This window comes from Kitasatospora sp. McL0602, assembly GCF_052076145.1.
Classification (GTDB): domain Bacteria; phylum Actinomycetota; class Actinomycetes; order Streptomycetales; family Streptomycetaceae; genus Kitasatospora.
Window position 1 is genome coordinate 1,183,236 of the sequence record NZ_CP197246.1, and the last position, 21,360, is coordinate 1,204,595.

Below are 21,360 nucleotides of genomic sequence, written 5' to 3' on the forward strand. Positions count from 1 at the left end.
CCGTACGACCACCTGCAGGGGGATGACGACGTGATCGAGCTGTCCAGCGAGCCGATGACCTGGGTGATGACCGGAGACAGCATCACCCAGGCGGTGCTGCACACCTACGGCGCCCGTGGGTGGGTGGAGCACGTGCACGAGCGCGTCCGCTGGCAGCTCGACCGGCTGACCGACCTGGTGGTCAACTCCGGGGTGTCGGCCTGGCGTGCGGTCGACGTGCTCGGCTCGTACGACCACCTGATCGGCCGGTTCTCCCCCGACGTCCTGTCCATCTCGCTGGGCACCAACGACGCCCGCGCGGGGCTGGCCGGGCTCGACGAGTTCCACGAGTCGATGCGCGCCATCATCGCCAGGACGCCCGACGCCCGGATCGTGCTGCACACGCCTGTACTGACCAGTTGGAGCGGCCGCGAGGCCCGCCCCGAACTGCCCGCCTACTGCCAGGCCGTCCGCGAGATCGCCGCCGACACCGGCGCCGTCCTGGTCGACCACGAGGCCCACTGGCTGGCCCACTTCGGCGCCGCCGATCCGCTCTCCTGGCTCGACGACCCCGCCCACCCCAACGCCGTCGGCCACCGCCGGATGGCCGACCACACGCTGCGCACCCTCGGCCTCGGCGCCATGACCGACCTCTGACCGCCGCGCCCGGCGTTCATCCGCAGACCGCCCTCGCCCCCGTTCCGGGAGCGGGGGCGGTGGCATGTCCGGGGTGCGGCCGGATCTGACGGAGTTGGCCGAGTTGGTACGTACCAAGCGACATTATGGGCGCCTTGACCGTTTTGGGGTTGCACGGGGTGCAACGAACCCCCGCACTTCAATAACTGGTGTAGACCTCTGTTCGCGTGAGGTGCACTCTGGGTCCGTCCCCGGGGCACACACTCGCCCGGCCCAACTCACGAACCGTCACGCACCTTTGAGCACCAGGCCGATGGCAGTGCCGCGGCCTCCCCCACCTCCACGCCGGAGCGCTGTCGCAGGCAGCTCGGCCACGTCAAGGGCGGTACACGATGAACAAGAAGCTCCTCAACCTCTCCGCAGTCTGTGCCGTCGGCATGCTCGCCCTCACCGCCTGCGGCAGCAGCGGCGGCAGTGGCAGCAGCAAGGACGACGCGGGCTCCAAGGGCGGCCCCGTCACGCTCAAGCTCGTCGCGGCCGACTACGGCGACACGGCGGCCAACTCCTCGCAGGCGTACTGGGGCGACGTGGTCAAGGGCTTCCAGACCGCCAACCCGAACATCAAGGTCGATCTGCAGGTCGTGAACTGGAACGACATCGACAAGCAGGTCAAGACGATGATCCAGAGCGGCAACGTGCCGGACATCCTGCAGACCGGCGGCTACGCGGACAAGGTCACCGACAAGCTGCTCTACCCCGCGAGCGACGTGCTGTCCCCCGCCACCCAGGCCAACTTCATCGACACCTTCGCCAAGGCCGGCCAGGTCAGCGGCACCCAGTACGGCATCCCGTTCGTCTCCTCCGCCCGTGCCTTCTTCTACAACAAGGCGATCTTCGCGCAGGCCGGCATCACCGACGCGCCGAAGACCTGGGACGACGTCAAGGCCGACGCCGCGCTGATCAAGGCCAAGGTCCCCGGTGTGACGCCGTACGCGCTGCCGCTCGGCCCCGAGGAGGCCCAGGGCGAGTCGATGATGTGGGAGCTCGGCAACGGCGGCGGCTACACCGACGCCTCCGGCAAGTACACGCTCAACAGCCAGGCCGACATCGACACCTTCAGCTGGCTGAAGGCCAACCTCGTCGACCCGGGCCTCACCTACGCGAACCCGGCCACCACCGACCGCAAGACCGCCTTCGCGGACTTCGCCGCCGGCAAGGCCGCCATGCTCAACGGCCACCCCTCGCTGATCAAGAAGGCCACCGACGGCAAGGTCGACTACGCCGCCACCGCCATCCCCGGCAAGACCGGCCCGCTCAAGAACACCCTCGGCGTGGCCGACTGGATGATGGCCTTCAACAAGAACGGCCACAAGGACGAGATCAAGAAGTTCCTCGACTTCGCGTACTCCAAGGAGAACACGCTCAAGTTCGACGAGCTCTACAACCTGATGCCCGTCACCAAGGACACGCTCGCCGAGATGAACAGCAACGGCAAGCACAAGGACCTGGCGCCGTTCTTCACCCTGCTGCCCACCGCCACCTTCTACCCGCTGGGCGACACCAGCTGGGACGCCGTCTCCGCCGAGATCAAGAAGAGCGGCGGCACCGCCGTCTCCGGTGACCCGGCCAAGGTGCTCGGCGACCTCCAGAAGAAGGCCGAGGCAGCGGCCGCCGACAAGTAGTCCCTGTTCTCAGTGCGGGAGGTGGGCGGCCCCGACGGTGCGGCCGCCCACCTCCCGCAGCCCCAAGGAAAGGCACGACCTTGTCGCTCAAAACCGGCGCACCAGGGCCCCGGCGCTCCGGCCTCGCCCGGCTCGGCCCGCTCCCCTGGATCGCCCCCGCCGTGATCCTGATCCTGCTCGTGGTCCTCTGGCCCGTCTACGAGATGGTGCACACCTCGTTCCTGCGGATCAGCACCAGTGGTTTCGTCCGTGGCTCGGCCGGGTTCGACAAGTACACCAAGCTCTTCGGCGAACCCGACTTCTACAGCGTGCTCGGCTGGACGGTCGTCTGGACGGTCGCCGTGGTGGCCCTCACCATGGTGCTCTCACTGGCCCTGGCGCAGCTGTTCAACCAGCAGTTCCCCGGCCGCCGGCTCACCCGCTGGGCGCTGATCGCCCCCTGGGCGGCGTCCGTGCTGATGACCTCCATCGGCTTCAAGTGGATGCTCGACCGCACCGCCGGTGTCCTCAACACCGCGATGACCGACCTCGGCCTGATCGACGCCCCCAGGGACTGGCTCGGCGACCCGTCCGGCGCCAAGCCCTGGATGATCCTGATCGCCGTCTTCGTGTCCCTCCCCTTCACCACCTACACGCTGCTGGCCGGTCTCCAGACCGTCCCGGGCGAGGTGTACGAGGCGGCGAAGGTCGACGGCACCACCGGCTGGCAGACCTACCGGCTGATCACCCTGCCGCTACTGCGCCCGGCCCTGCTGGTCGGCCTGGTCATCAACCTGATCAACGTCTTCAACTCCTTCCCCGTCATCTGGGGCACCACCCAGGGCGGCCCGGACAGCGCCACCGCGACCACAACGGTCTTCGCGTTCCAGCTGATGAACACCGACATCGGCGAATCCGCCGCGATGTCCGTCGTCAACTTCGCGTTGATCGTCGTCATGGTCCTGGCCTTCCTGAAGGTCAGCCGCTGGAACGAGGAGAGCTGATGACCACCAAGCCCCTGACGCCCAAGCCCCTGACGCCCAGGACCCGTTCGTTCAGCCCCCGCACGCTGGTCATCACCGCGGTCGCCTGGCTGCTCGCCGCGCTCTTCCTGCTCCCCTACCTGGAGATGGTCGTCACCGCGCTGCGCCCCGCCGACGAACTGCGCGACGCCACCTACCTCCCCAAGCACTTCGCCTGGTCCAACCTCATCAACGTCTGGCGCGACTCCACCCTCGGCACCAACCTCCAGGTCACCCTCCTGGTCGCCGGCGGCTCCACCCTCCTCGTCCTACTGGTCGCCCTCCCCGCCGCCTACTACACCGCCCGGATGCGCTTCCGCGGACGCCGCGCCTTCCTGCTGCTCGTCCTCGTCACCCAGATGTTCCAGCCGACCTCACTCCTCGTCGGCCTCTACCGCGAGTTCTACCAGTTCCACATGCTCAACTCCGTCTGGACCCTGATCATCTGCAACGCCGCCTTCAACCTCGCGTTCGCAATCTGGATCCTCACCGCCTACATCTCCTCCATCCCCGTCGAACTCGAGGAAGCCGCCCAGATCGACGGCCTCGGCCGACTCGGCGCACTACGCCGCGTCACCATCCCCCTCGCCATGCCCGGCATCGTCACCGCCGTGATCTTCACCTTCATCTCCGCCTGGAACGAATTCGTCATGGGACTGCGCCTCACCACCGTCCCCGACAGCCAACCCCTCACCGTCGGCATCAACAACTTCATCGGCAACTACACCGTCCAGTGGAACTACCTCTTCGCCGGATCAGTCGTCGCCATCCTCCCCGTCGTCATCCTCTTCGCCTTCATCGAACGCCAGGTCGTCTCCGGCCTCACCGCAGGCTCCGTCAAGTAGCCCACAGGGGACGCGGCCAGACCTCGCCGCGCAACGTCGTGCCGAGCACCAGGGAGCGGGCCGTGTCCTCGGCCTCCTCCCGGCCGCAGACGACGATCTGCTCGTCCTCGCCGACCGTCACCATGGTGCCGAAGAAGCCCCCGAACGCGAACCTCGACCCCTCGACCTCGCTCCCGTCCACCAGGAGCGAGGCCGGCGTCGTCTCCCCCTCGAAGTCCTGCCAGCGGAAGTGGCCCTGCCGGGGGCTCGCGTTGTCGGCGAAGTTCACCATCGTGCCGGCCAGCGTCGTCTCCGCCGGGTACCGGGCGTTCGCGGGGAGGGGTTGGGCCGTGAGCACCATCGCGTGCGTCCGGCGGTTCGCCGCGATGTACTGCACCTGCAACTCGCGGACGAAGTCGTCCTGGCTGGAGGTACCGACCAGCAGCCGCCACTCGGCGGGCGGCTCGGCGAGCATCGCGAACCGGCGGCCGAAGCTCGCGATCCACTCCTCGGGCGTCGGGACGTGCGGGCGGGGCGCGCCGGGTGGGCTCCGGAACACAGGTGTCTCCCAACTCCGTTCGTGGACGGGCTCTGGGTGCAGATCCTCGCAGCGGGCCGAGTACGGTGTCCGGGAGATCACGCGACGGGCATATGCCCTCTGAGGGACGGGAACGGCCGATGCCCACCGACGTACAGCTGCACATCGACGGCTCCATCGGGCGGATCGTCCTGGACCGGCCGAAGGCCATGAACGCGCTCACCCACGGCATGGTGCAGGCGGTCAGGGAGGCGCTCGACGCCTGGGCCGTGGACGAGGCCGTCACCGCCGTCGTGCTGACGGGGGCGGGCGAGCGCGGGCTGTGCGCCGGGGCCGACATCCGAGCGCTGCACGACGACGCCAAGGCGGGCGGGGCGGGCGCCCGCGCGTTCTTCCGGGACGAGTACCGGCTCAACCACCTGATCTCCCGCTACCCCAAGCCCTACCTGGCGGTGATGGACGGCGTCACGATGGGCGGCGGCGTCGGGCTCTCCGCCCACGGGAGCGTCCGGGTCGTCACCGAGCGCTCCGCCATCGGCATGCCCGAGACCAGGATCGGCCTGATGCCCGACGTCGGCGGCAGCCACCTGCTCGCCCACGCCCCCGGCGAGCTCGGCACCCACCTCGCCCTCACCGCCGCCACCATGGACGCCGCCGACGCCCTGCACTGCGGCTTCGCCGACCACTTCGTACCCTCCGCCGCCCTGCCCGCCCTCGTCGGCGCGGCCGACCCGCTCGCCGAGCTGCCCGGCCTGACGGCCGCCGCTCCCGCCTCCACCCTCAGCGGTCAGCGGGACTGGATCGACGCCTGCTACGCGGCCGACAGCGTCGAGGAGATCGTCGACCGGCTCCACTCGTACGGCCTGCCCGAGGCCAAGGAGGCGGCCGAGCAGATCCTCGGCAAGTCGCCCACCGCGCTCAAGGTCACCCTCGCGGCGCTGCGGCGCGCCCGTACGCACACCACCCTGGCCGAGACCCTCGACCAGGAGTACCGCCTCTCGGTCACGGCCCTCACCACCCCCGACCTGCCCGAGGGCATCCGCGCCCAGGTCATCGACAAGGACCGCAACCCGCGCTGGTCGCCCGCGACCCTGGCCGAGGTCACACCCGAGGCGGTCGAACGCTTCTTCGCCCCGCTGGGCGACGGCGAGCTGCGGCTCTCCGCCGCCGGGTGACCACCGTCTCGGCTGCTGAGACTGGCGCGAGGGGCCGTCTGTCGTAGATCGTAGGCGGCGTCAGATGTCCGGCAAGGATGGAGCACGGTTCATGGCTGAGTACGCGACGATTCTGGTCGAGCGCAAGGGGCGGGTCGGGCTGATCACGCTCAACCGGCCGGAGGCGCTCAACGCGCTGAACACGCAGGTGATGAACGAGGTGGTGGCCGCCGCCACCGCGTTCGACCGCGACCGGGAGATCGGCGCGATGGTGATCACCGGCTCGGAGAAGGCGTTCGCCGCCGGGGCCGACATCAAGGAGATGCAGGGCAACAGCTTCCCCGAGGTCTACCTCGACGACTGGCTCGGCCCCTGGGACCGCCTCGGCCAGCTGCGCAAGCCCGTCATCGCCGCCGTCTCGGGCTACGCGCTGGGCGGGGGCTGCGAGTTGGCGATGCTCTGTGACGTGCTGCTCGCCGCCGACACGGCGAAGTTCGGCCAGCCCGAGATCAAGCTCGGCGTCATCCCCGGCATCGGCGGCTCCCAGCGGCTGACCCGCGCGGTCGGCAAGGCCAAGGCCATGGAGCTGTGCCTGACCGGCCGGATGATGGGCGCGGAGGAGGCCGAGCGCGCCGGCCTGGTCTCCCGCATCGTCCCCGCCGCCGACCTGATGACCGAGGCCCTCGCCGTGGCCGAGACCATCGCCGGCATGTCCACCCCCGCCGCCGTGATGATGAAGGAGTCGGTCAACCGCGCCTTCGAATCCACCCTCGCCGAGGGCGTCCGCTTCGAACGCCGCCTCTTCCACGCCGCCTTCGCCACCGCGGACCAGAAGGAGGGCATGGCCGCCTTCGCCGAGAAGCGCCCCCCGGAGTTCCAGAACCGTTGACGGCACGCAGGCGTTGACCACAGGGGGTGCGGGGCAAGCCCCGCGCCCCCTTCCCGCTTGCCGGACCGCTGATGTCGCCTCAGCGTTCGAGGTGGGCCCGCCCGGATGCTGCATACCGTTCGCCGATGACGGCGCTTTCGGGGACGGCCGCCTCGATGCGGGCGATCTGCCCGGCCGTCAGCTCGATCCCGGCGGCGGCCGTGTTCTCCTCCAGGTAGGTGATCCGCTTGGTCCCGGGGATCGGGACGATGTCCGGGCCCTGGGCCAGCAGCCAGGCCAAGGCGAGTTGGACGGCGCTGTGCCCGCTCTCCCCGGCGATCGCGCGCAGTTCGGCGACGAGCTTCAGGTTCGCGTCGAGGTTGTCGCCCTGGAACCGCGGGTTCTGGCGGCGGAAGTCGTCCGGGGACATGCCGTCCAAGGTTGTGATCGTCCCGGTGAGCAGCCCCCGGCCGACCGGGGAGAACGGGACGATCGCAATACCCAGTTCGCGCGCCGCCGGGATGATCTCCGCCTCGATGCCACGGGTGAACAGGGAGTACTCGCTCTGCAGCGCCGAGATCGGATGGACGGCGTGGGCCGCGCGCAGCGTCGCGGCACTGACCTCGGACAGCCCCAGGTGCCTCACCTTCCCGGCCTGCACGAGCTCCGCCATGGCGCCGACCGACTCCTCGACCGGCACCTCGGGGTTGCGGCGGTGCATGTAGTACAGGTCGATGTGCTCGACCCCGAGGCGGGTCAGTGAGGCGTCCACAGCCTCGCGGACGTAGGCCGCGTCGTTGCGGATCGTGCTGACGCCGTCGGTGGCGGTGTGGAAGCCGAACTTGGTGGCCAGGACCACCCCGTCACGGCGCGCGCCCGCCAGGGCACGGCCGACCAGGCGCTCGTTCCTGCCGCTGCCGTACATGTCGGCAGTGTCGAGAAAGGTGCAGCCGAGATCGAGTGCGCGATGGATCACCTCGACATAGCCGGACTCGTCCGCGTCGCCGGTCTCGGGGCCATAGACGCCCGACATGCCCATGCACCCGAGGCCGAGAGCGGAGACCTCGGGGCCGTTCACGCCGAGTCTGCGGTGTTCCATGAGGGCATCGTTCCTTCGGGGGGCAGGGGGACTTGAGGGTGCGGACGAAGGTCTCGGCCGGACCGTCCGTGCCCGCTACTCTCGCCTGCCGGAGGTCCGTCCGCAATGACACATCTCTGCAGTATTCCGCCACCGGCCCGGCCGCTGGGCGCGGCCGGCCTAGGACGCCGCCGCCTCCACTTCCGGCTCCTCCGGTGGGGGGCTGCTGAGGCGGGCGAGGCCGCTGCGGGTGGCGGCGACGACGATGTGGTCGCCGAGGGTGAGGGGGCGGGAGCGGTCGGCGTAGTTCCACTGGTAGTCGTCGGGGCGGCGGGCCAGGCGGACGGCTATCACCCGGACGCCGCCGCCGTCCTCGACGTCGTGGAGGTTGCGGCCGAGCAGGCCGGAGCCCTCGTCGGCGGCGAGTTCGGCGATCATCAGGACGTGTCGGTAGACCGAGAGGGTGCCGAGCACCTCACGGCCCATCAGGGCGGCGGCGAAGGCGGGGGCGGAGAGGTAGGAGACCGAGCGGGAGACGACGTTACCGAGGGTGGCGTACACGTGCTGGGCGAAGTCGTCGTCGAACAGCCGGACCACGATGCGGACTTCGGACCGGAGGGCGCGGGCTTCGAGCGCCGCCTCCAGGTTGGTCGCGTCGTCGGCGGTGAGGGCGACCAGTGCGCGGCAGTGCTGCACCCGGGCCCGTAACAGCTGGCTCTCCAGCGGTGCGTCACCGACCAGCACCGGGAGGCCGAGGGCCCGGACGGCCGCGACGCCCCGGGCCTGCGGGTCGCGTTCGACGCAGACGACCGGCACCCCGGCCTCGCGGATCAGGGTGGCGACACGGGTGCCGACGTTGCCGAGGCCGACCACCACGACGTGGTCCCGGGTGCCCGCGCCGGGGGCCTTGGGCAGGCCACGGCGGCCGGTGGCCAGGGCGTCGACGACGATCGCGGTGGCGACCGGCACGAAGGTGATGCCGCAGAAGGTGATGACAACTTGGGCGACGCGCTGCCAGACCCCGCCGCCGCCCGGGTCGCCCGGTGCGTCGGGCTGGGCGGCGCCGGCCATGTCGAGCAGGGTGAGGTAGACCGCCCAGCCGAACCGGCCGTCGAGGTACCAGATCACCCCGGCCGAGGCGAGCACGGCGACCAGCGCGGTGATCAGCAACAGCCGCAGCCGGGCGCTGGTGAAGTACCGCAGGGTGTCCTGGAGGGCCCAACTGACCCTATGCCGCCAGGCGATGGCGATCGGTGGCTCGTTTCTCAGGGCCTGCAGGGCGGCGACACCGCCGGGAGTGTCGAGCAGTAGTGCGTCCGGGCCCTGACCGAAGCCGACCGGGCCGTCGGAGGCGGTGCGGCGGGCCAGCGCGATGAACTCGGCGGCCCGGCCCGCGGTTTCGGGCAGCAGCCGGAGCCGCCCGATGTCCTGCTGGTCGATCCGGTCGGCGACCACGCAGATCTGGCTGGACTGGATCTCGCCGTCGTACGCGACGTAGAGGTAACGGTCCCCCACCCGGACGGAGTTGGGTCGGCTGAGCGCGCCGTTGGCGAAGGCCGGGGCGGCGGTGGCGGAGCCGGAGAGCGCGGCGCAGTTCGGCAGCAGCCGCCCGATGTGCTCGCCGAGCCGGTGGTTGAACATCCGGAGCACGATCCGGATGCCCGGGTTCCGGGTCTGGGCCGCGAGGGCGGCGTGGATGTTGTCCTGGTCGGAGCCGTCGACCAGTGCGATGCCGCGCGCCGTCCCGATGCCGGCGGCGCTCAGGGCTGCCGCCGTCACGGTGCCGTACTCCAGCACGGCGGCGACCCCGGGCAGTACCGCTATCTGCGGAGCGTGGTCACGGGTCAGTTCGGGCAACACCACGACCACGGGCACTTCGTACTGTTCGACCAGCTCGCGGACGAGCCGGTGGGCCAGGGCGTTGCCGCCGCAGACGATGTAATGGTTGCTGAACGATTCGACCGGCAGCGGTTCGACCGGCAGGGCCCCCCACCCTTCATGCGTCATACCGTCGGAGTGTAACTGAGCCGATCGGTCGTACGGGTGACGGCCGGACGACTGATTGATCGTCAACCTGCGAACGGAGGATCACCGCCGGGGGTAGACAGCTCGGTGTACGTCCGACCAAGGGGAGCGAGCCGCCATGCCGACGATCCGCCGCCGGTGCACCGCCGCGCTCGGTGCGCTGGGGCTCGCCCTGGCGCTGCTCGCGCACACTCCGCCCGCCCAGGCGGCCCCGGCCCCCTACTGGACGCTGGTCTGGTCGGACGAGTTCACGGGCGCGGCCGGGACCGCGCCCGACCGGTGGCGCTGGAACCACGACACGGACGGGCTCGGGCACGGCAACAACGAGCTGGAGTACTACACCACCGGCACCGCCAATGCCGGCCTGGACGGCGCGGGTCACCTGCTGCTGACCGCCCGCGCGGACGACGCCGCCGGGCTGCCCTGCTGGTACGGGCCCTGTCGGTACACCTCGGCGCGGCTGAACACCGCCGGGCACTTCAGCGCGGGGACGGGCCGGATCGAGGCCCGGATCAAGATCCCCTGCGGGGAGGGGCTCTGGCCGGCCTTCTGGGCCCTCGGCACCCGCACCGACCTGCTCGGCTGGCCGAACGCGGGCGAGATCGACGTCATGGAGAACACCGGCGCGGAGCCGGGCACGGTGCACTCGGCGCTGCACGGGCCCGGCGGCTTCGACCGGGTCACCGCGTACTCCCTCCCCGGGGGCGGGCGGTTCTGCGACGACTACCACGTGTACGCCGCCGAGCGCCACGTAGACCGGGTGAACTTCCTGGTCGACGGGCAGGTGCACCACACCGTGCTGCAGAGCGAGGCGGGCTCGCGCTGGGTCTTCGACCAGCCGTTCTACCTCGTCCTCGACCTGGCCGTGGGCGGCGACTTCCCCGGCCCGCCGGACGCCACGACGGTCTTCCCCGCCGTCATGGCGGTCGACTACGTCCGCGCCTACCGCAGCAACTCCGCCCTGGGCTGACCGGGCCGGCCCCGACCGACCGGCCGTCGAGCTGACGAAGTGCCCGGCCCGTCGTTGCCGCGACCGCGCCGCACCGGCAGTTTCACGGTGCGGATGCGGGCACGACGACGGGCGGGCACACGATGAGCCAGGCAGGACAGACCAGGGCCACGGCCAGAGCCACAACCACGGCTACGGGCGGGCGGGCCCCGGCGACCGACCGCACTGCCACGCACTGCCCGTACTGCGCGCTGCAGTGCGGCATGTGGCTGGAGACCGACGCGGCCGGGGCCGTCACCGTGCAGCCCCGGGACTTCCCCACCAACCGGGGCGGGCTCTGCCAGAAGGGCTGGACCTCCCGTCGAGCTGCTCGACTCGCCCTCCCGGCTGACCACGCCGCTGGTGCGGCGCCACGGGAGGCTCCAGGAGGCCGGTTGGGAGGAGGCACTCGGCCTGGTGACCGAGCGCTGCGTCGAACTCCGGCGCGACCACGGGCCGGACGCGGTCGCCATCTTCGGCGGCGGCGGTCTGACCAACGAGAAGGCCTACCAGCTCGGCAAGTTCGCCCGGGTCGGGCTCGGCACCTCCGCGATCGACTACAACGGCCGGTTCTGCATGGCCTCGGCCGCGGCGGGCGGGATGCGCGCCTTCGGCCTCGACCGGGGCCTGCCCTTCCCGATCGCCGACCTCGCCGGGGCCGGGGCGCTGATGCTCTTCGGCGCCAACCCCGCCGAGACGATGCCGCCGCTCGCCCAGTACCTCGTCGCCCAGCGGCAGGCGGGCGGCTCGCTGATCGTCGTCGACCCGCGCCGCACCCCCACCGCCGCACAGGCCACCCTGCACCTGCAACCCCTGCCCGGCACCGACCTGGCGCTGGCCAACGGCCTGCTGCACATCGCCATCGCGCTCGGCTACCTGGACGAGGCGTACATCGCCAACCGCACCACGGGCTTCGACCAGGCACGGCGGACGGTCGCCGACTACTGGCCCGAGCGGGTCGAGCGGATCACCGGAGTGCCGGTGCCGCAGCAGCGCCGGGCCGTGCAGCTGCTGGGCAACGCCGGCTCCGCGATCATCCTCACCGCGCGCGGCGCGGAACAGCACAGCAAGGGCACCGACACCGTCTCGGCCGTCATCAACCTGGCGCTCGCCCTCGGCCTGCCCGGCACCCCCGGCTCCGGCTACGGCTGCCTGACCGGCCAGGGCAACGGCCAGGGCGGCCGCGAACACGGCCAGAAGGCCGACCAGCTGCCCGGCTACCGCAGACTCGACGACCCGCAGGCCCGCGAGGAGATGGCCGCGATCTGGGGCGTCCCCGCCGATTCGCTGCCCGGCCCGGGGCGCAGCGCGTACGAGATGCTGGACGCGCTCGGCACCGGGGAGGGCGCGCGCGGGCTGTTCGTCCTGGGCAGCAACCCGGTGGTCTCCGCGCCGAACGCCCGCCGGGTCGAGGAGCGGCTGCGCTCGCTCGACCTGCTGGTGGTGTTCGACCTGGTGCTGAGCGAGACGGCCGCGCTCGCCGACGTCGTGCTGCCGGTCGCCCAGTGGGCGGAGGAGGAGGGCACCATGACGAACCTGGAGGGCCGGGTGCAGCACCGCAAACGGCTGCGCCCGCCGCCGCCCGGGGTGCGGACGGATCTGGACGTGCTCGCCGAGCTGGCGGAGCGGCTCGGCAGCAAGGCCCGGTTCGACGCCGAACCCCGGGCCGTCTTCGAGGAGTTGCGGCGGGCGACGCGCGGCGCACCGGCCGACTACTCGGGCATCAGCTACGAGCGGATCGACGCCGAGGACGGTGTCTTCTGGCCCGCCCCGGCGGAGGGCGGCAGCACGCCCCGGATGTTCCTGGACGGCTTCGCGCACCCGGACGGCCGGGCCCGCTTCTTCCCTGTCGAGCACCGGCCCTCGACCGAGGAGCCGGACGAGGACTACCCGCTCCACCTGACGACAGGACGCGTGATGCAGCACTACCAGAGCGGCGCGCAGACGCGCAGGGTGCCGACTCTCACGGAGGCGGCACCCGAGCCCTTCGTGGAGCTCCACCCCGATCTCGGCGACTGGTTGGGGATAGCCGACGGCGACCACGTGCGGGTGACCAGCCGCCGTGGCAGCGCCGAGGGCATCGCCAGGCTCACCCCGGCGATCCGCCCCGACACGCTCTTCATGCCCTTCCACTGGGGCGGCCGGGGCCGGGCCAACTCGGTCGTCGGCGCGGCGCTCGACCCGGTCTCCAAGATGCCGGAGTTCAAGCTCTCGGCCGTCCGGCTGGAGCGGATCGCATGACGCGCGTGGTGGTCGTCGGCCACGGCCTGGCCGGCAGCCGGGTGGTCTCGGAACTCCTGTCCCTGAAGCCCGGCTTGGACATCACGGTGTTCGGCGCCGAGCCGCACGCCCCCTACAACCGGGTGCTGCTGAGCAACCTGATCGCCGGAAAGGCCGACGAGGAGAGCATCCGGCTGGCGGACGCCGCCCTCGACGCCCCCTCCGTCACCGTGCGCGCCGGAGTCTGCGTCACCGGGATCGACCGGGCGGCCCGGCGGGTGACCGCCACCGACGGCAGCAGCACCCCCTACGACGCGCTCGTGCTGGCCACCGGCGGCTCGGCCGCCCTGCCGCCGGTCAAGCAACTCACCCGGGACGACGGCGAGTTGCTCACCGGTGTGGTCGCCCTGCGGACGCTGGACGACTGCCGCGAGATCCTCCGGCTCGCCGCCGAGGCCGCCGCGAGCCGGGGCCGCCCGGCGCGGGCGCTGGTGCTCGGCGGCGGGGTGCTCGGCCTGGAGGCGGCGCGCGGCCTGGTGCAGCGCGGGCACCGGGCCGAAGTGCTCCAGTTCGGGCCGATGCTGATGGAGCGTCAGTTGGACGAGGGCGCGGCCCGCGCTCTGCTCGGTGCCACCCGGGCGGTCGGCGTGACGGTCCGGCTGGACACCGCCGTGCTGGCGGTGGCGGGCCGCAGCCGCTTCCAGGGGGTCGAGTGCGAGGACGGCGGGTTCGTCCCCGGTGACCTGCTCGTGCTCGCCACCGGCATGCGGCCGGAGACCGGGCTCGCCTCGGCCGCCGGGCTGGCGGTGGGGCGGGGCGTCCTGGTCGACGACTCGATGCGCACCACCGACCCGCTGGTGTTCGCCGTCGGCGACTGCGCCGAACACCGGGGCACGGTGCACGGCCTCGTCCAACCCGCCTGGGAGCAGGCCCGGGTGGCGGCCCGGACGATCGCGGGCCGGCCGGGCGAACGGCCGTACCTGGAGAGCCGGGTGGTGACGCGGCTGAAGACCACCGGCATCGACCTCGCCAGCATGGGCCACATCTCGGCCGACGGCACGGAGGACGACATCGACGTGGTGGTCTACCAGGACACCCGGCGGCACATCTACCAGAAGGTCGTCGTCCGGGACTGCAAGGTGATCGGCGCGGTGATGGTCGGCGAGAGCGCGACCCTGGGCACCGTCACCGGGCTCTACGACCGCCAGGGCACGGTGCCGCGCGACCGCCGCCTGCTGCTCTTCCCGACCGCCGCCCCCGCCGAGGCACAGCACCCGGCCGACCTGCCGGACGACGCCGTGGTCTGCCACTGCAACGCCGTCACCAAGGCCGAGATCACCGGCTCCGGCGCCGCCGACCTCCCCGAGGTCGCCCGCCTGACCAGGGCCACCACGGGGTGCGGGGGCTGCCGCGAGGTCGTCGAGCAACTGCTGTGAGGACAGGCCCGGTTTCGCTCTCCAGGGGCGCCGAGCTGACTGAGTCGGCGCTGCGCGATGGCCGCTGCCGCGAGCCGCTCGCATCCTGACCATGACCGCCGTCCCCCGGAGCGGGCGGCCCCGAGCCCGGGAGCAGCCGCAGTGATCAATGTCGCCGTCATCTACTACTCGTCCAACGGAAGCGTCCACCGGCTCGCCCAGGCCGCCGTCACGGCGGCCGAGCGGGCGGGCGCCCGGGTGCGGCTGCGCCGGGTCGCGGAGCTGGCGCCCCCCGGGCTGGTCGCGGCCGATCCGGCCTGGGCCGCCCACGCGGAGGCCACCGCCGACATCCCGACCGCCTCGCTGGCCGACCTGGAGTGGGCCGACGCCGCGCTGTTCGGCACCCCGAGCGGCTTCGGCCAGCCGGCGGCCCAGCTGCGGCGGTTCCTCGACACCACGGGCGAGATCTGCTGCCGGGGCAAGGTCGTCTCCTCGTTCGTCTGCGCGGCCGGGCCGCACGCGGGGTACGAGGCCGGGCTGCCCGCGCTGGACAACGCCTTCTACCACTGGGGCGCCGTCATCGTCCCGACCCTGCGCCGGGCCCCGGCCCAGACGTCGACCCAGACGCCGGAGGAGGAGCCGGGCGACGCCTGCGCGGAGAGCATCGCGGCCGTCGACGCGCAGACCCGCCGGGTGGTCGGGGTGGCGACGGCGCTCGGCCGCCGACTGCTCGCCACGGCCTGAGGACCGCGCGGGACCTGACGAACTCGTGGCGAACCGGCCGCAGAGCTGACGAACCAGGCGATAGTGCACTCAAACATGCCCGAAAGCGCTGGGATGCTCCAGCCAGCAGCACAACTCCCGAGCCGAGACCACGCCGACCCGGCGGGATCGAAAGGGCATCAATGAGCAAGCGTCAGATCGAGATCTGCATCGTGGGCGCGGGCCCTCGGGGACTCTCCGTCCTCGAGCGGCTCTGCGCCAACGAGCGGCACTCCCCCAGCCACCCCCAGGTGACCGTGCACGTGGTCGACCCCGAGGCGCCCGGCGCCGGGGCGGTGTGGCGGCCGCAACAGTCGCGTCACCTCCTGATGAACACCGTCGCCTCCCAGATCACCGTCTACACGGACGACAGTGTGCAGATCGACGGCCCGATCGAGCACGGGCCGAGCCTCCACGAGTGGGCCAAGAGCCTGCTGGAGCCGGGCGGCCGGGGCGAGGCCGACGACGTCACGCTGGCCGAGGCGCGCGATCTGGGCCCCAACACCTACCCGAGCCGGGCGTTCTACGGCAGCTACCTCAACGCGAGCTTCCTCCGAATCGTGGAGCGCGCCCCCGAGCACGTGGTGATCCTGGTGCACCGCAGTCGCGCCGTCGCCATGTCCGACGTGCACGGCGTGACCGGCGGCCCGCAGGGCGTCCGGCTGGAGGACGGCACCCGGCTCAACGAGCTGGACGCCATCGTGCTGGCCCAGGGCCACGTGCCGGCCCGGCTCACCCCGCGCGAGGAGCGGACGGCGGCGCTCTCGCGCATCCACCACCTCACGTACGTCACCCCCGCCAACCCGGCCGACCTCGACCTGGCCGACATCAAGCCCGCCGAGAACGTGCTGATCCGGGGCCTCGGCCTGAACTTCTTCGACCACATGGCCCTGCTGACGGCCGGCCGCGGCGGCCACTTCGTCCGCGCGGGCGGCCGGCTGACGTACCGTCCGTCGGGCTTCGAGCCCAAGCTGTATGCGAGCTCGCGCCGAGGTGTGCCGTACCACGCGCGTGGCGACAACGAGAAGGGCGCGTACGGGCGTTACTACCCCAAGCTGCTCACCGCCGAGTACATCTCGGTGCTGCGCAAGCGGACGGGCTCGGACGACCCGGTGCAGTTCAGCCTGGATCTCTGGCCGCTGATCACCCGCGAGGTGGAGAGCGTCTACTACCGCGCACTGCTGGTCTCCTACGGCCGCACGGCCGAGGCCGAGGAGCTCGTGGAGCGCTACCTCGCGGCCGACCTCGACCCGGAACTCGACGCGCTGCTCGACGAGTTCGAGATCGCCCCGGACGAGCGCTGGTCCTGGGAGCGGCTCTCCCGCCCGTACGGCGACCGGGTCTTCACCGACCGCTCGGACTTCCGGGCCTGGCTGCTGGACCACCTCGCCCGGGACGTCCAGGCGGCCCACGCGGGCAACGTCACCGGCCCGCTGAAGGCCGCCCTGGACGTGCTGCGCGACCTGCGCAACGAGATCCGGCTCGCCGTCGACCACGGCGGCCTGGAGGGCACCTCGCACCGGGACGACCTGGAGGGCTGGTACACCCCGCTCAACGCCTTCCTCTCGATCGGCCCGCCGGTCTCCCGGATCGAGGAGATGATCGCCCTGATCGAGGCCGGGGTGCTGGAGCTCACCGGCCCGCAGACCGTCATCCGGATCGACATCAACGACGGCACGTACGTGATGGCCTCCGACGCCGTGCCCGGCCCGGCCGTCCGCTCGACGGTGCTGATCGAGGCCCGGCTGCCCGAGCCCGACCTGCGCCGCACCGCCGACCCGCTGCTGCTGCACCTGCTCAAGACCGAGCAGGCCACCACCTTCCGGATCGACGGCTTCGGCGGCACCAGCTACGAGACCGGCGGCCTGGCCGTCACCGAGCGCCCGTACCGGATGCTCGACGCCAAGGGCCGGGCGCACCCGCGCCGCTTCGCCTACGGCGTCCCCACCGAGGCGGTGCACTGGGTCACCGCGGCGGGCATCCGCCCCGGCGTCGACTCCGTCACCCTCGGCGACTCGGACTCGATAGCGCGCGCCGCACTGGCCCTCCAGCCGGTGGCGCACGTCCCGGCGGACGTCCGGCCGCCGTACTCGGAGGAGGAGCTCACCGGGGTGATCGTTTGACCTCCCGACTCGACCGTGCGGGGGACAGCGGGCTGCTGTCCCCCGTCCGGGCCGGTACGGATGCCGAGGCCGCCGTCAGCGACAGCGCCTGGGTGCAGGCGATGCTCGACGCGGAGGCCGCCCTGGCTCGGGCCCAGGCCCGGCTGGGGACGGTGCCGAAGGCCTCGGCCGAGGTGATCAGCGGCATGGCACGGGCCGAACTGCTCGACGTCCGCGCGCTCGCGCTGGCCTCGCGCGAGACGGCCAACCCGGTGGTCGGCCTCGTCCAGGCCTTCACCCGGCTGGTGGCGGCGGAGGACGAACGCTCCGCCGAGTACGTCCACCGGGGCTCGACCAGCCAGGACATCTTCGACACCGGCGCCATGCTGGTCGCCTCCCGGGTGCTCGGCATCGTCCGGACCGACCTGGCCCGGACGGCCGGCGCGCTGGCCCGGCTCGCCGCCCGGCACCGCAACACAGCGGTCGCCGGACGGACCCTCGCCCTCCAGGCGGTGCCGACCACCTTCGGCCTGAAGGCGGCCGGCTGGCGCCAGCTCGTCCTGGACGCCGACCACCGCCTCGCCGTCGTCGAGGCCGGGCTGCCGGTCTCGCTCGGCGGCGCGGCGGGCACCCTGGCCGGGTACCTCGAGTACGGCCGGATCGACGGCGGGCACACCGACCCGGGCGCCTACCTCGACCAGCTGGTCGAGGCGTACGCCGTCGAGACCGGCCTGGCCCGGCCCGGTCTGCCGTGGCACGCCCTGCGCACCCCGATCGCCGATCTCGGCGCCGCCCTCGGCTTCACCGCCGGGGCGCTCGGCAAGATCGCGATCGACGTGCAGACGCTCACCCGGACGGAGATCGGCGAGGTCGCCGAGCCGGCCGGCACCGCCGCCGGGCGCGGCACCTCCTCGGCGATGCCGCACAAGCGCAACCCCGTGCTGGCGACGCTGATCCGCAGTGCGGCACTCCAGGTCCCGGTGATGGCAGCCGGGTTGACCCAGTGCCTGCTGGCCGAGGACGAGCGCTCGGGCGGCGCCTGGCACGCCGAGTGGCTGCTGCTGCGGGAGTGCCTGCGGCTGGCCGGCGGCGCGGCGGCCACGGCCGTCGAACTGACCGAGGGGCTGGAGGTGCGGCCGGACCGGATGGCGGCCAACCTCAAGCTCACCGACGGGCAGATCGTCTCCGAGCGGCTCGCCGCCGTCCTCGCCCCGCTGCTCGGGCGCGGCCCCGCGCGGCGGCTGCTCACCGAGGTCTCGGCCCGCTCCGCCGCCGAACACCGCCCACTGGCCGAGCTGCTCCGTGACGCCACCGAGCTGGCCGGCGTCATGAGCCGTGAGGAGCTGGCCGCGCTCTGCGACCCGGCTGCCTACACCGGCGCGGCGGGCCCGCTGGTCGACCGGGCGCTGGGCTCGTAACCCCGGGAGTCCGGGAGTCCGGGGCCTGGCCCGCTGCGGCGGGTCAGGCCCCGGCCGTCAGGCCCCGGCCGTCACGCCTGCGACGAGCAGGAGCAGGACGGCCGAGACGGTGGTCATCCGGCGGGCCGCCTTCGGGGTGCCGGCCAGCGAGCCGCCGACCCGGCTCACGGCCACCGCCACCGCGCCGTAGACCACGGCGCAGCTCAGCACGTTGAGTGCCCCGAGGGTCGCGACCTGCCCGCTGACGGGCAGCCCGGCCGCCGGGTCGACGAACTGGGGGACGAGCGAGAGGTAGAGCAGCAGGCCCTTCGGGTTGAGCAGCGCGGTCAGCAGGCTCTGCCGCAGCACCGTCGCGGTGGGCTGCGGCCGCGCCTGGGGCAGGACGCCGCCGCTGCGGCGCAGGCTGAGCAGCATGGTGACGGCGAGCACGGCCAGGTAGGCGGCGCCCGTCCAGCGCAGGGCCGGCAGGGCGGCGGGTACGGCGCGCAGCGCGGCGGCCAGCCCGGCGGCGGAGAGCGCGGTGTGCACGGCGTACCCGGCGCAGACGCCCACGACGGCGGTGAGTGCTGCCCGGCGGCCCTGGCCGAGACCGCGCGCGGCGATGTACAACCAGTCGGGGCCCGGGGTGCAGACCAGGAGCAGGTCCACCCCCAGGAAGAGCAGCAGTGAATGCGGGTCCATGGCCTCGTTCTCTCGGGTCTTGCTGTGCAGTGACCGAAAGTAGCCGGAAGAGGGCAGCAGCCGATGGCCACTTCGTGCTCGCCGGGCCGCCGCTGCGGCAGAATGTTGCGCCATGGACCGCATCGACCGCAGAATCCTCCACGAGCTCCAGCAGGACGGCCGCCTGACCAACGCAGAACTCGCCACCCGGGTGGATCTGACCCCCTCCCCCTGCCTGCGCCGCGTACGGCAGCTCGAACAGGACGGCGTCATCCGGGGCTACCGCGCGCTGCTGGACGGGGCTGCGCTCGGCCGGGGCTTCCAGCCGTTCGTGACCATCGTGATGCGGCACGAGGACCAGCAGACCGTGTCCGAGTTCGAGCGCCGGGTCGCCGACCTGCCCGAGGTGGTCGAGGCCCACCGCCTCTTCGGCGACCCGGACTACCTGCTGCGGATCGCCGTCGCCGACATCGCGGCGTACGAGCGCTTCATCACCGACGTGCTGTCCGGGCTCCCCGGCATCGCCCAGGTGAACTCGCACCTCACGATGAAGCAGGTCAAGGCCGACCGGGGCATCCCCACCTCCGTCAACCGGCCGCGTCCAACGGCGTGAAGTGCGAGACGCGCGGCGGGTGCTCCAGGGCCTCGAACTCCCCCTCCGCCCAGACCGGCCTGATCCGCCACATCGGCCCGGCATAGGCCCGGACGGCCGCCTCGTCCCGCCAGCGCGTCACCATCAGGACCCGATGGTCACCCTCGGTCACCCCCCGCCACAGCTCCGCCCCGAGGAACCCGTCCACCCCCGCCAGCCCCGGCACCGCCTCCCCCACCAACCTGGCCCAGAACTCCTCCGCCCGCCGGGGCTGCACCTCGGCCTCCCAAACCCGCACGATCATGATCAGCCCCTTCCCGAGGCTCCCCTCCCATTGTCCGCCCGCGTCTCCGCCCGCGGGCCGTGCGGTTAACCGTTCGGACGCGTGCCTGTTGCCGGGGCGCCGGGCCCACCGAAGACTCGGAAGCGCCCGGCCCGCCAGAGGCCGGGCCATCGACTGAAGAGAGCGGGGCACGGCCCATGGCGGTCTGTGTGGTGTGCAAGAACGACTACTGGCTGTCCTTCGAGATCCGGACGGTCTCGGGCGACACCTACACCTTCGACAGCTTCGAGTGCGCGATGGAGAAGCTGGCACCTCGCTGCGAGTACTGCGAGGTCCGGATCGTCGGCCACGGCGTCGAGGTCTCCGGCAAATTCTTCTGCTGCGCCAACTGCGCCCGCCGCGACGGCGGCCTCGGCGAACAGATCCGCGACGCCGTCGGCACCCGCCCCACAGCAATGACGAAGTAGCCGCCAGGACCGACGGGCCCGCCTGCCCCGGGGCAGGCGGGTCCGTCACACCGTCGGCGGCGCGATGGAAGGATGGAGCCATGACCGAGTACCGGCTCCCCGACCGTCATGCCCAGCTCCTGGAGTACGCCCAGACGCTGACTCCACCATCCGGCTGGAAGATCGAAGTTTCCGGCGACGAGATCATCATGATGGCGGGCCCGTCGGTCGTCCATCAGCGCAACCTGCTGGTCGTCCGCGAGCAGTTCGACGCGCACCGGCCGACCGACCTGATGCCGAGCGAGAACACCGATCTGGCATCGCCGAACATCGGCAAGCTGCGCAACCCGGACCTGACGTACATCCCGATCACGGTGGTCGAACGCGGCGGCAACGAGGTCCCGGCGGAGCTGGCGGCGATCGCCGTGGAAATCGTCTCCCCGTCGAACCCGGAGAACGACCTGATCGGCAAGGTCCGCGACTACCCGCTCATGAACATCCCGCTGTACCTGCTGATCGACCCGCGCGACGGCGAGATCACGCTCTTCTCCGACCCGGCCGGCGGCAGTTACCACCGGCGCTGGAACGGCCGGTTCGGTGACCGGGTGCCGGTCCCCGCGCCTTTCGGCTTCGACCTGGCCACCACCGAGCTGCTCCGCGACCCGGCCTGACCGCACGCTCGGTGCCCG

Annotated in this window: 19 protein-coding genes and 1 pseudogene; 15 read left to right on the forward strand and 5 right to left on the reverse strand. The window is 72.1% G+C overall.

The window, feature by feature from the left end; all coding sequences use genetic code 11:
* Nucleotides 1-30: 30 nt before the first annotated feature.
* The 4 genes from ACR68M_RS05570 (at nucleotide 31) to ACR68M_RS05585 (ending at nucleotide 4,143) form a co-directional block, all read left to right on the forward strand.
* Entirely contained in the window at nucleotides 31-636 is a 606-nt protein-coding gene (locus ACR68M_RS05570; protein ID WP_441249292.1) for an SGNH/GDSL hydrolase family protein, read from the forward strand.
* A gap of 371 nt (nucleotides 637-1,007) precedes the next feature.
* On the forward strand, nucleotides 1,008-2,297 hold the full coding sequence (locus ACR68M_RS05575; protein WP_441249293.1) for an extracellular solute-binding protein: 1,290 nt from the start codon (nucleotides 1,008-1,010) through the stop codon (nucleotides 2,295-2,297).
* Between the two features lie 80 nt (nucleotides 2,298-2,377).
* A complete protein-coding gene (locus ACR68M_RS05580; RefSeq protein ID WP_441249294.1) occupies nucleotides 2,378-3,280 on the forward strand; it encodes a carbohydrate ABC transporter permease in 903 nt (300 codons plus the stop codon).
* Nucleotides 3,280-4,143, forward strand: coding sequence for a carbohydrate ABC transporter permease (locus ACR68M_RS05585; protein WP_441249295.1), 864 nt, complete (start codon nucleotides 3,280-3,282; stop codon nucleotides 4,141-4,143). Before ACR68M_RS05580 ends, ACR68M_RS05585 begins: the two co-directional genes overlap by 1 nt.
* Here ACR68M_RS05585 and ACR68M_RS05590 read toward each other — a convergent pair.
* Nucleotides 4,136-4,681: a hypothetical protein gene (locus ACR68M_RS05590; protein ID WP_441249296.1), complete on the reverse strand. Its 546-nt coding sequence runs from the start codon at nucleotides 4,679-4,681 to the stop codon at nucleotides 4,136-4,138. The genes ACR68M_RS05585 and ACR68M_RS05590 overlap by 8 nt on opposite strands.
* 119 nt (nucleotides 4,682-4,800) lie before the next feature.
* Between ACR68M_RS05590 and ACR68M_RS05595 the strand changes: the two genes are divergently transcribed.
* Nucleotides 4,801-5,835, forward strand: coding sequence for an enoyl-CoA hydratase/isomerase family protein (locus ACR68M_RS05595; RefSeq protein WP_441249297.1), 1,035 nt, complete (start codon nucleotides 4,801-4,803; stop codon nucleotides 5,833-5,835).
* 91 nt (nucleotides 5,836-5,926) lie between these two features.
* A complete protein-coding gene (locus ACR68M_RS05600) occupies nucleotides 5,927-6,703 on the forward strand; it encodes an enoyl-CoA hydratase (RefSeq protein ID WP_441249298.1) in 777 nt (258 codons plus the stop codon).
* Between the two features lie 79 nt (nucleotides 6,704-6,782).
* Here the strand turns inward: ACR68M_RS05600 and ACR68M_RS05605 are convergent, their stop codons facing one another.
* Together ACR68M_RS05605 and ACR68M_RS05610 are read right to left on the reverse strand one after the other, a co-directional pair.
* The gene (locus ACR68M_RS05605) at nucleotides 6,783-7,781 is read right to left on the reverse strand and encodes an aldo/keto reductase (protein WP_441249299.1); all 999 of its coding nucleotides are present in this window, start codon (nucleotides 7,779-7,781) and stop codon (nucleotides 6,783-6,785) included.
* Nucleotides 7,782-7,940: 159 nt separating this feature from the next.
* A complete protein-coding gene (locus tag ACR68M_RS05610; protein WP_441249300.1) occupies nucleotides 7,941-9,767 on the reverse strand; it encodes an NAD-binding protein in 1,827 nt (608 codons plus the stop codon).
* Nucleotides 9,768-9,903: 136 nt separating this feature from the next.
* Between ACR68M_RS05610 and ACR68M_RS05615 the strand changes: the two genes are divergently transcribed.
* From ACR68M_RS05615 to ACR68M_RS05640, 6 genes and pseudogenes are all read left to right on the forward strand, one after another.
* Nucleotides 9,904-10,755: a glycoside hydrolase family 16 protein gene (locus tag ACR68M_RS05615; RefSeq protein ID WP_441249301.1), complete on the forward strand. Its 852-nt coding sequence runs from the start codon at nucleotides 9,904-9,906 to the stop codon at nucleotides 10,753-10,755.
* Between the two features lie 242 nt (nucleotides 10,756-10,997).
* A pseudogene (locus ACR68M_RS05620) lies at nucleotides 10,998-13,014 on the forward strand (molybdopterin oxidoreductase family protein).
* Nucleotides 13,011-14,429: an FAD-dependent oxidoreductase gene (locus tag ACR68M_RS05625; protein WP_441249302.1), complete on the forward strand. Its 1,419-nt coding sequence runs from the start codon at nucleotides 13,011-13,013 to the stop codon at nucleotides 14,427-14,429. Before ACR68M_RS05620 ends, ACR68M_RS05625 begins: the two are co-directional and overlap by 4 nt.
* A 141-nt stretch (nucleotides 14,430-14,570) precedes the next feature.
* Nucleotides 14,571-15,152 (forward strand): flavodoxin family protein, encoded by a 582-nt coding sequence (locus ACR68M_RS05630; RefSeq protein ID WP_441249303.1) that lies wholly within the window; start codon nucleotides 14,571-14,573, stop codon nucleotides 15,150-15,152.
* Between the two features lie 161 nt (nucleotides 15,153-15,313).
* Entirely contained in the window at nucleotides 15,314-17,293 is a 1,980-nt protein-coding gene (locus ACR68M_RS05635) for an FAD/NAD(P)-binding protein (protein ID WP_441249304.1), read from the forward strand.
* Nucleotides 17,290-18,690 carry a class-II fumarase/aspartase family protein gene (locus tag ACR68M_RS05640; protein ID WP_441249305.1) on the forward strand — a complete coding sequence of 467 codons (1,401 nt, stop codon included), beginning with the start codon at nucleotides 17,290-17,292 and terminating at the stop codon, nucleotides 18,688-18,690. Before ACR68M_RS05635 ends, ACR68M_RS05640 begins: the two co-directional genes overlap by 4 nt.
* Nucleotides 18,691-18,747: 57 nt before the next feature.
* Here the strand turns inward: ACR68M_RS05640 and ACR68M_RS05645 are convergent, their stop codons facing one another.
* The gene (locus tag ACR68M_RS05645) at nucleotides 18,748-19,371 is read right to left on the reverse strand and encodes a LysE family translocator (protein WP_441249306.1); all 624 of its coding nucleotides are present in this window, start codon (nucleotides 19,369-19,371) and stop codon (nucleotides 18,748-18,750) included.
* 112 nt (nucleotides 19,372-19,483) lie between these two features.
* Here ACR68M_RS05645 and ACR68M_RS05650 point away from each other — a divergent pair, with 112 nt between their 5' ends.
* On the forward strand, nucleotides 19,484-19,963 hold the full coding sequence (locus ACR68M_RS05650; protein WP_441249307.1) for an Lrp/AsnC family transcriptional regulator: 480 nt from the start codon (nucleotides 19,484-19,486) through the stop codon (nucleotides 19,961-19,963).
* Here the strand turns inward: ACR68M_RS05650 and ACR68M_RS05655 are convergent.
* A complete protein-coding gene (locus tag ACR68M_RS05655) occupies nucleotides 19,938-20,246 on the reverse strand; it encodes an antibiotic biosynthesis monooxygenase family protein (RefSeq protein WP_441249308.1) in 309 nt (102 codons plus the stop codon). The genes ACR68M_RS05650 and ACR68M_RS05655 overlap by 26 nt on opposite strands.
* Nucleotides 20,247-20,434: 188 nt before the next feature.
* On the opposite strand from ACR68M_RS05655, the gene ACR68M_RS05660 reads away from it, so the two are divergent.
* Nucleotides 20,435-20,692, forward strand: a complete 258-nt coding sequence (locus ACR68M_RS05660; protein WP_441249309.1) for a Prokaryotic metallothionein — start codon at nucleotides 20,435-20,437, stop codon at nucleotides 20,690-20,692.
* Nucleotides 20,693-20,772: 80 nt separating this feature from the next.
* Nucleotides 20,773-21,342, forward strand: coding sequence for a Uma2 family endonuclease (locus ACR68M_RS05665; protein WP_441249310.1), 570 nt, complete (start codon nucleotides 20,773-20,775; stop codon nucleotides 21,340-21,342).
* The last annotated feature ends 18 nt before the right edge of the window (nucleotides 21,343-21,360 follow it).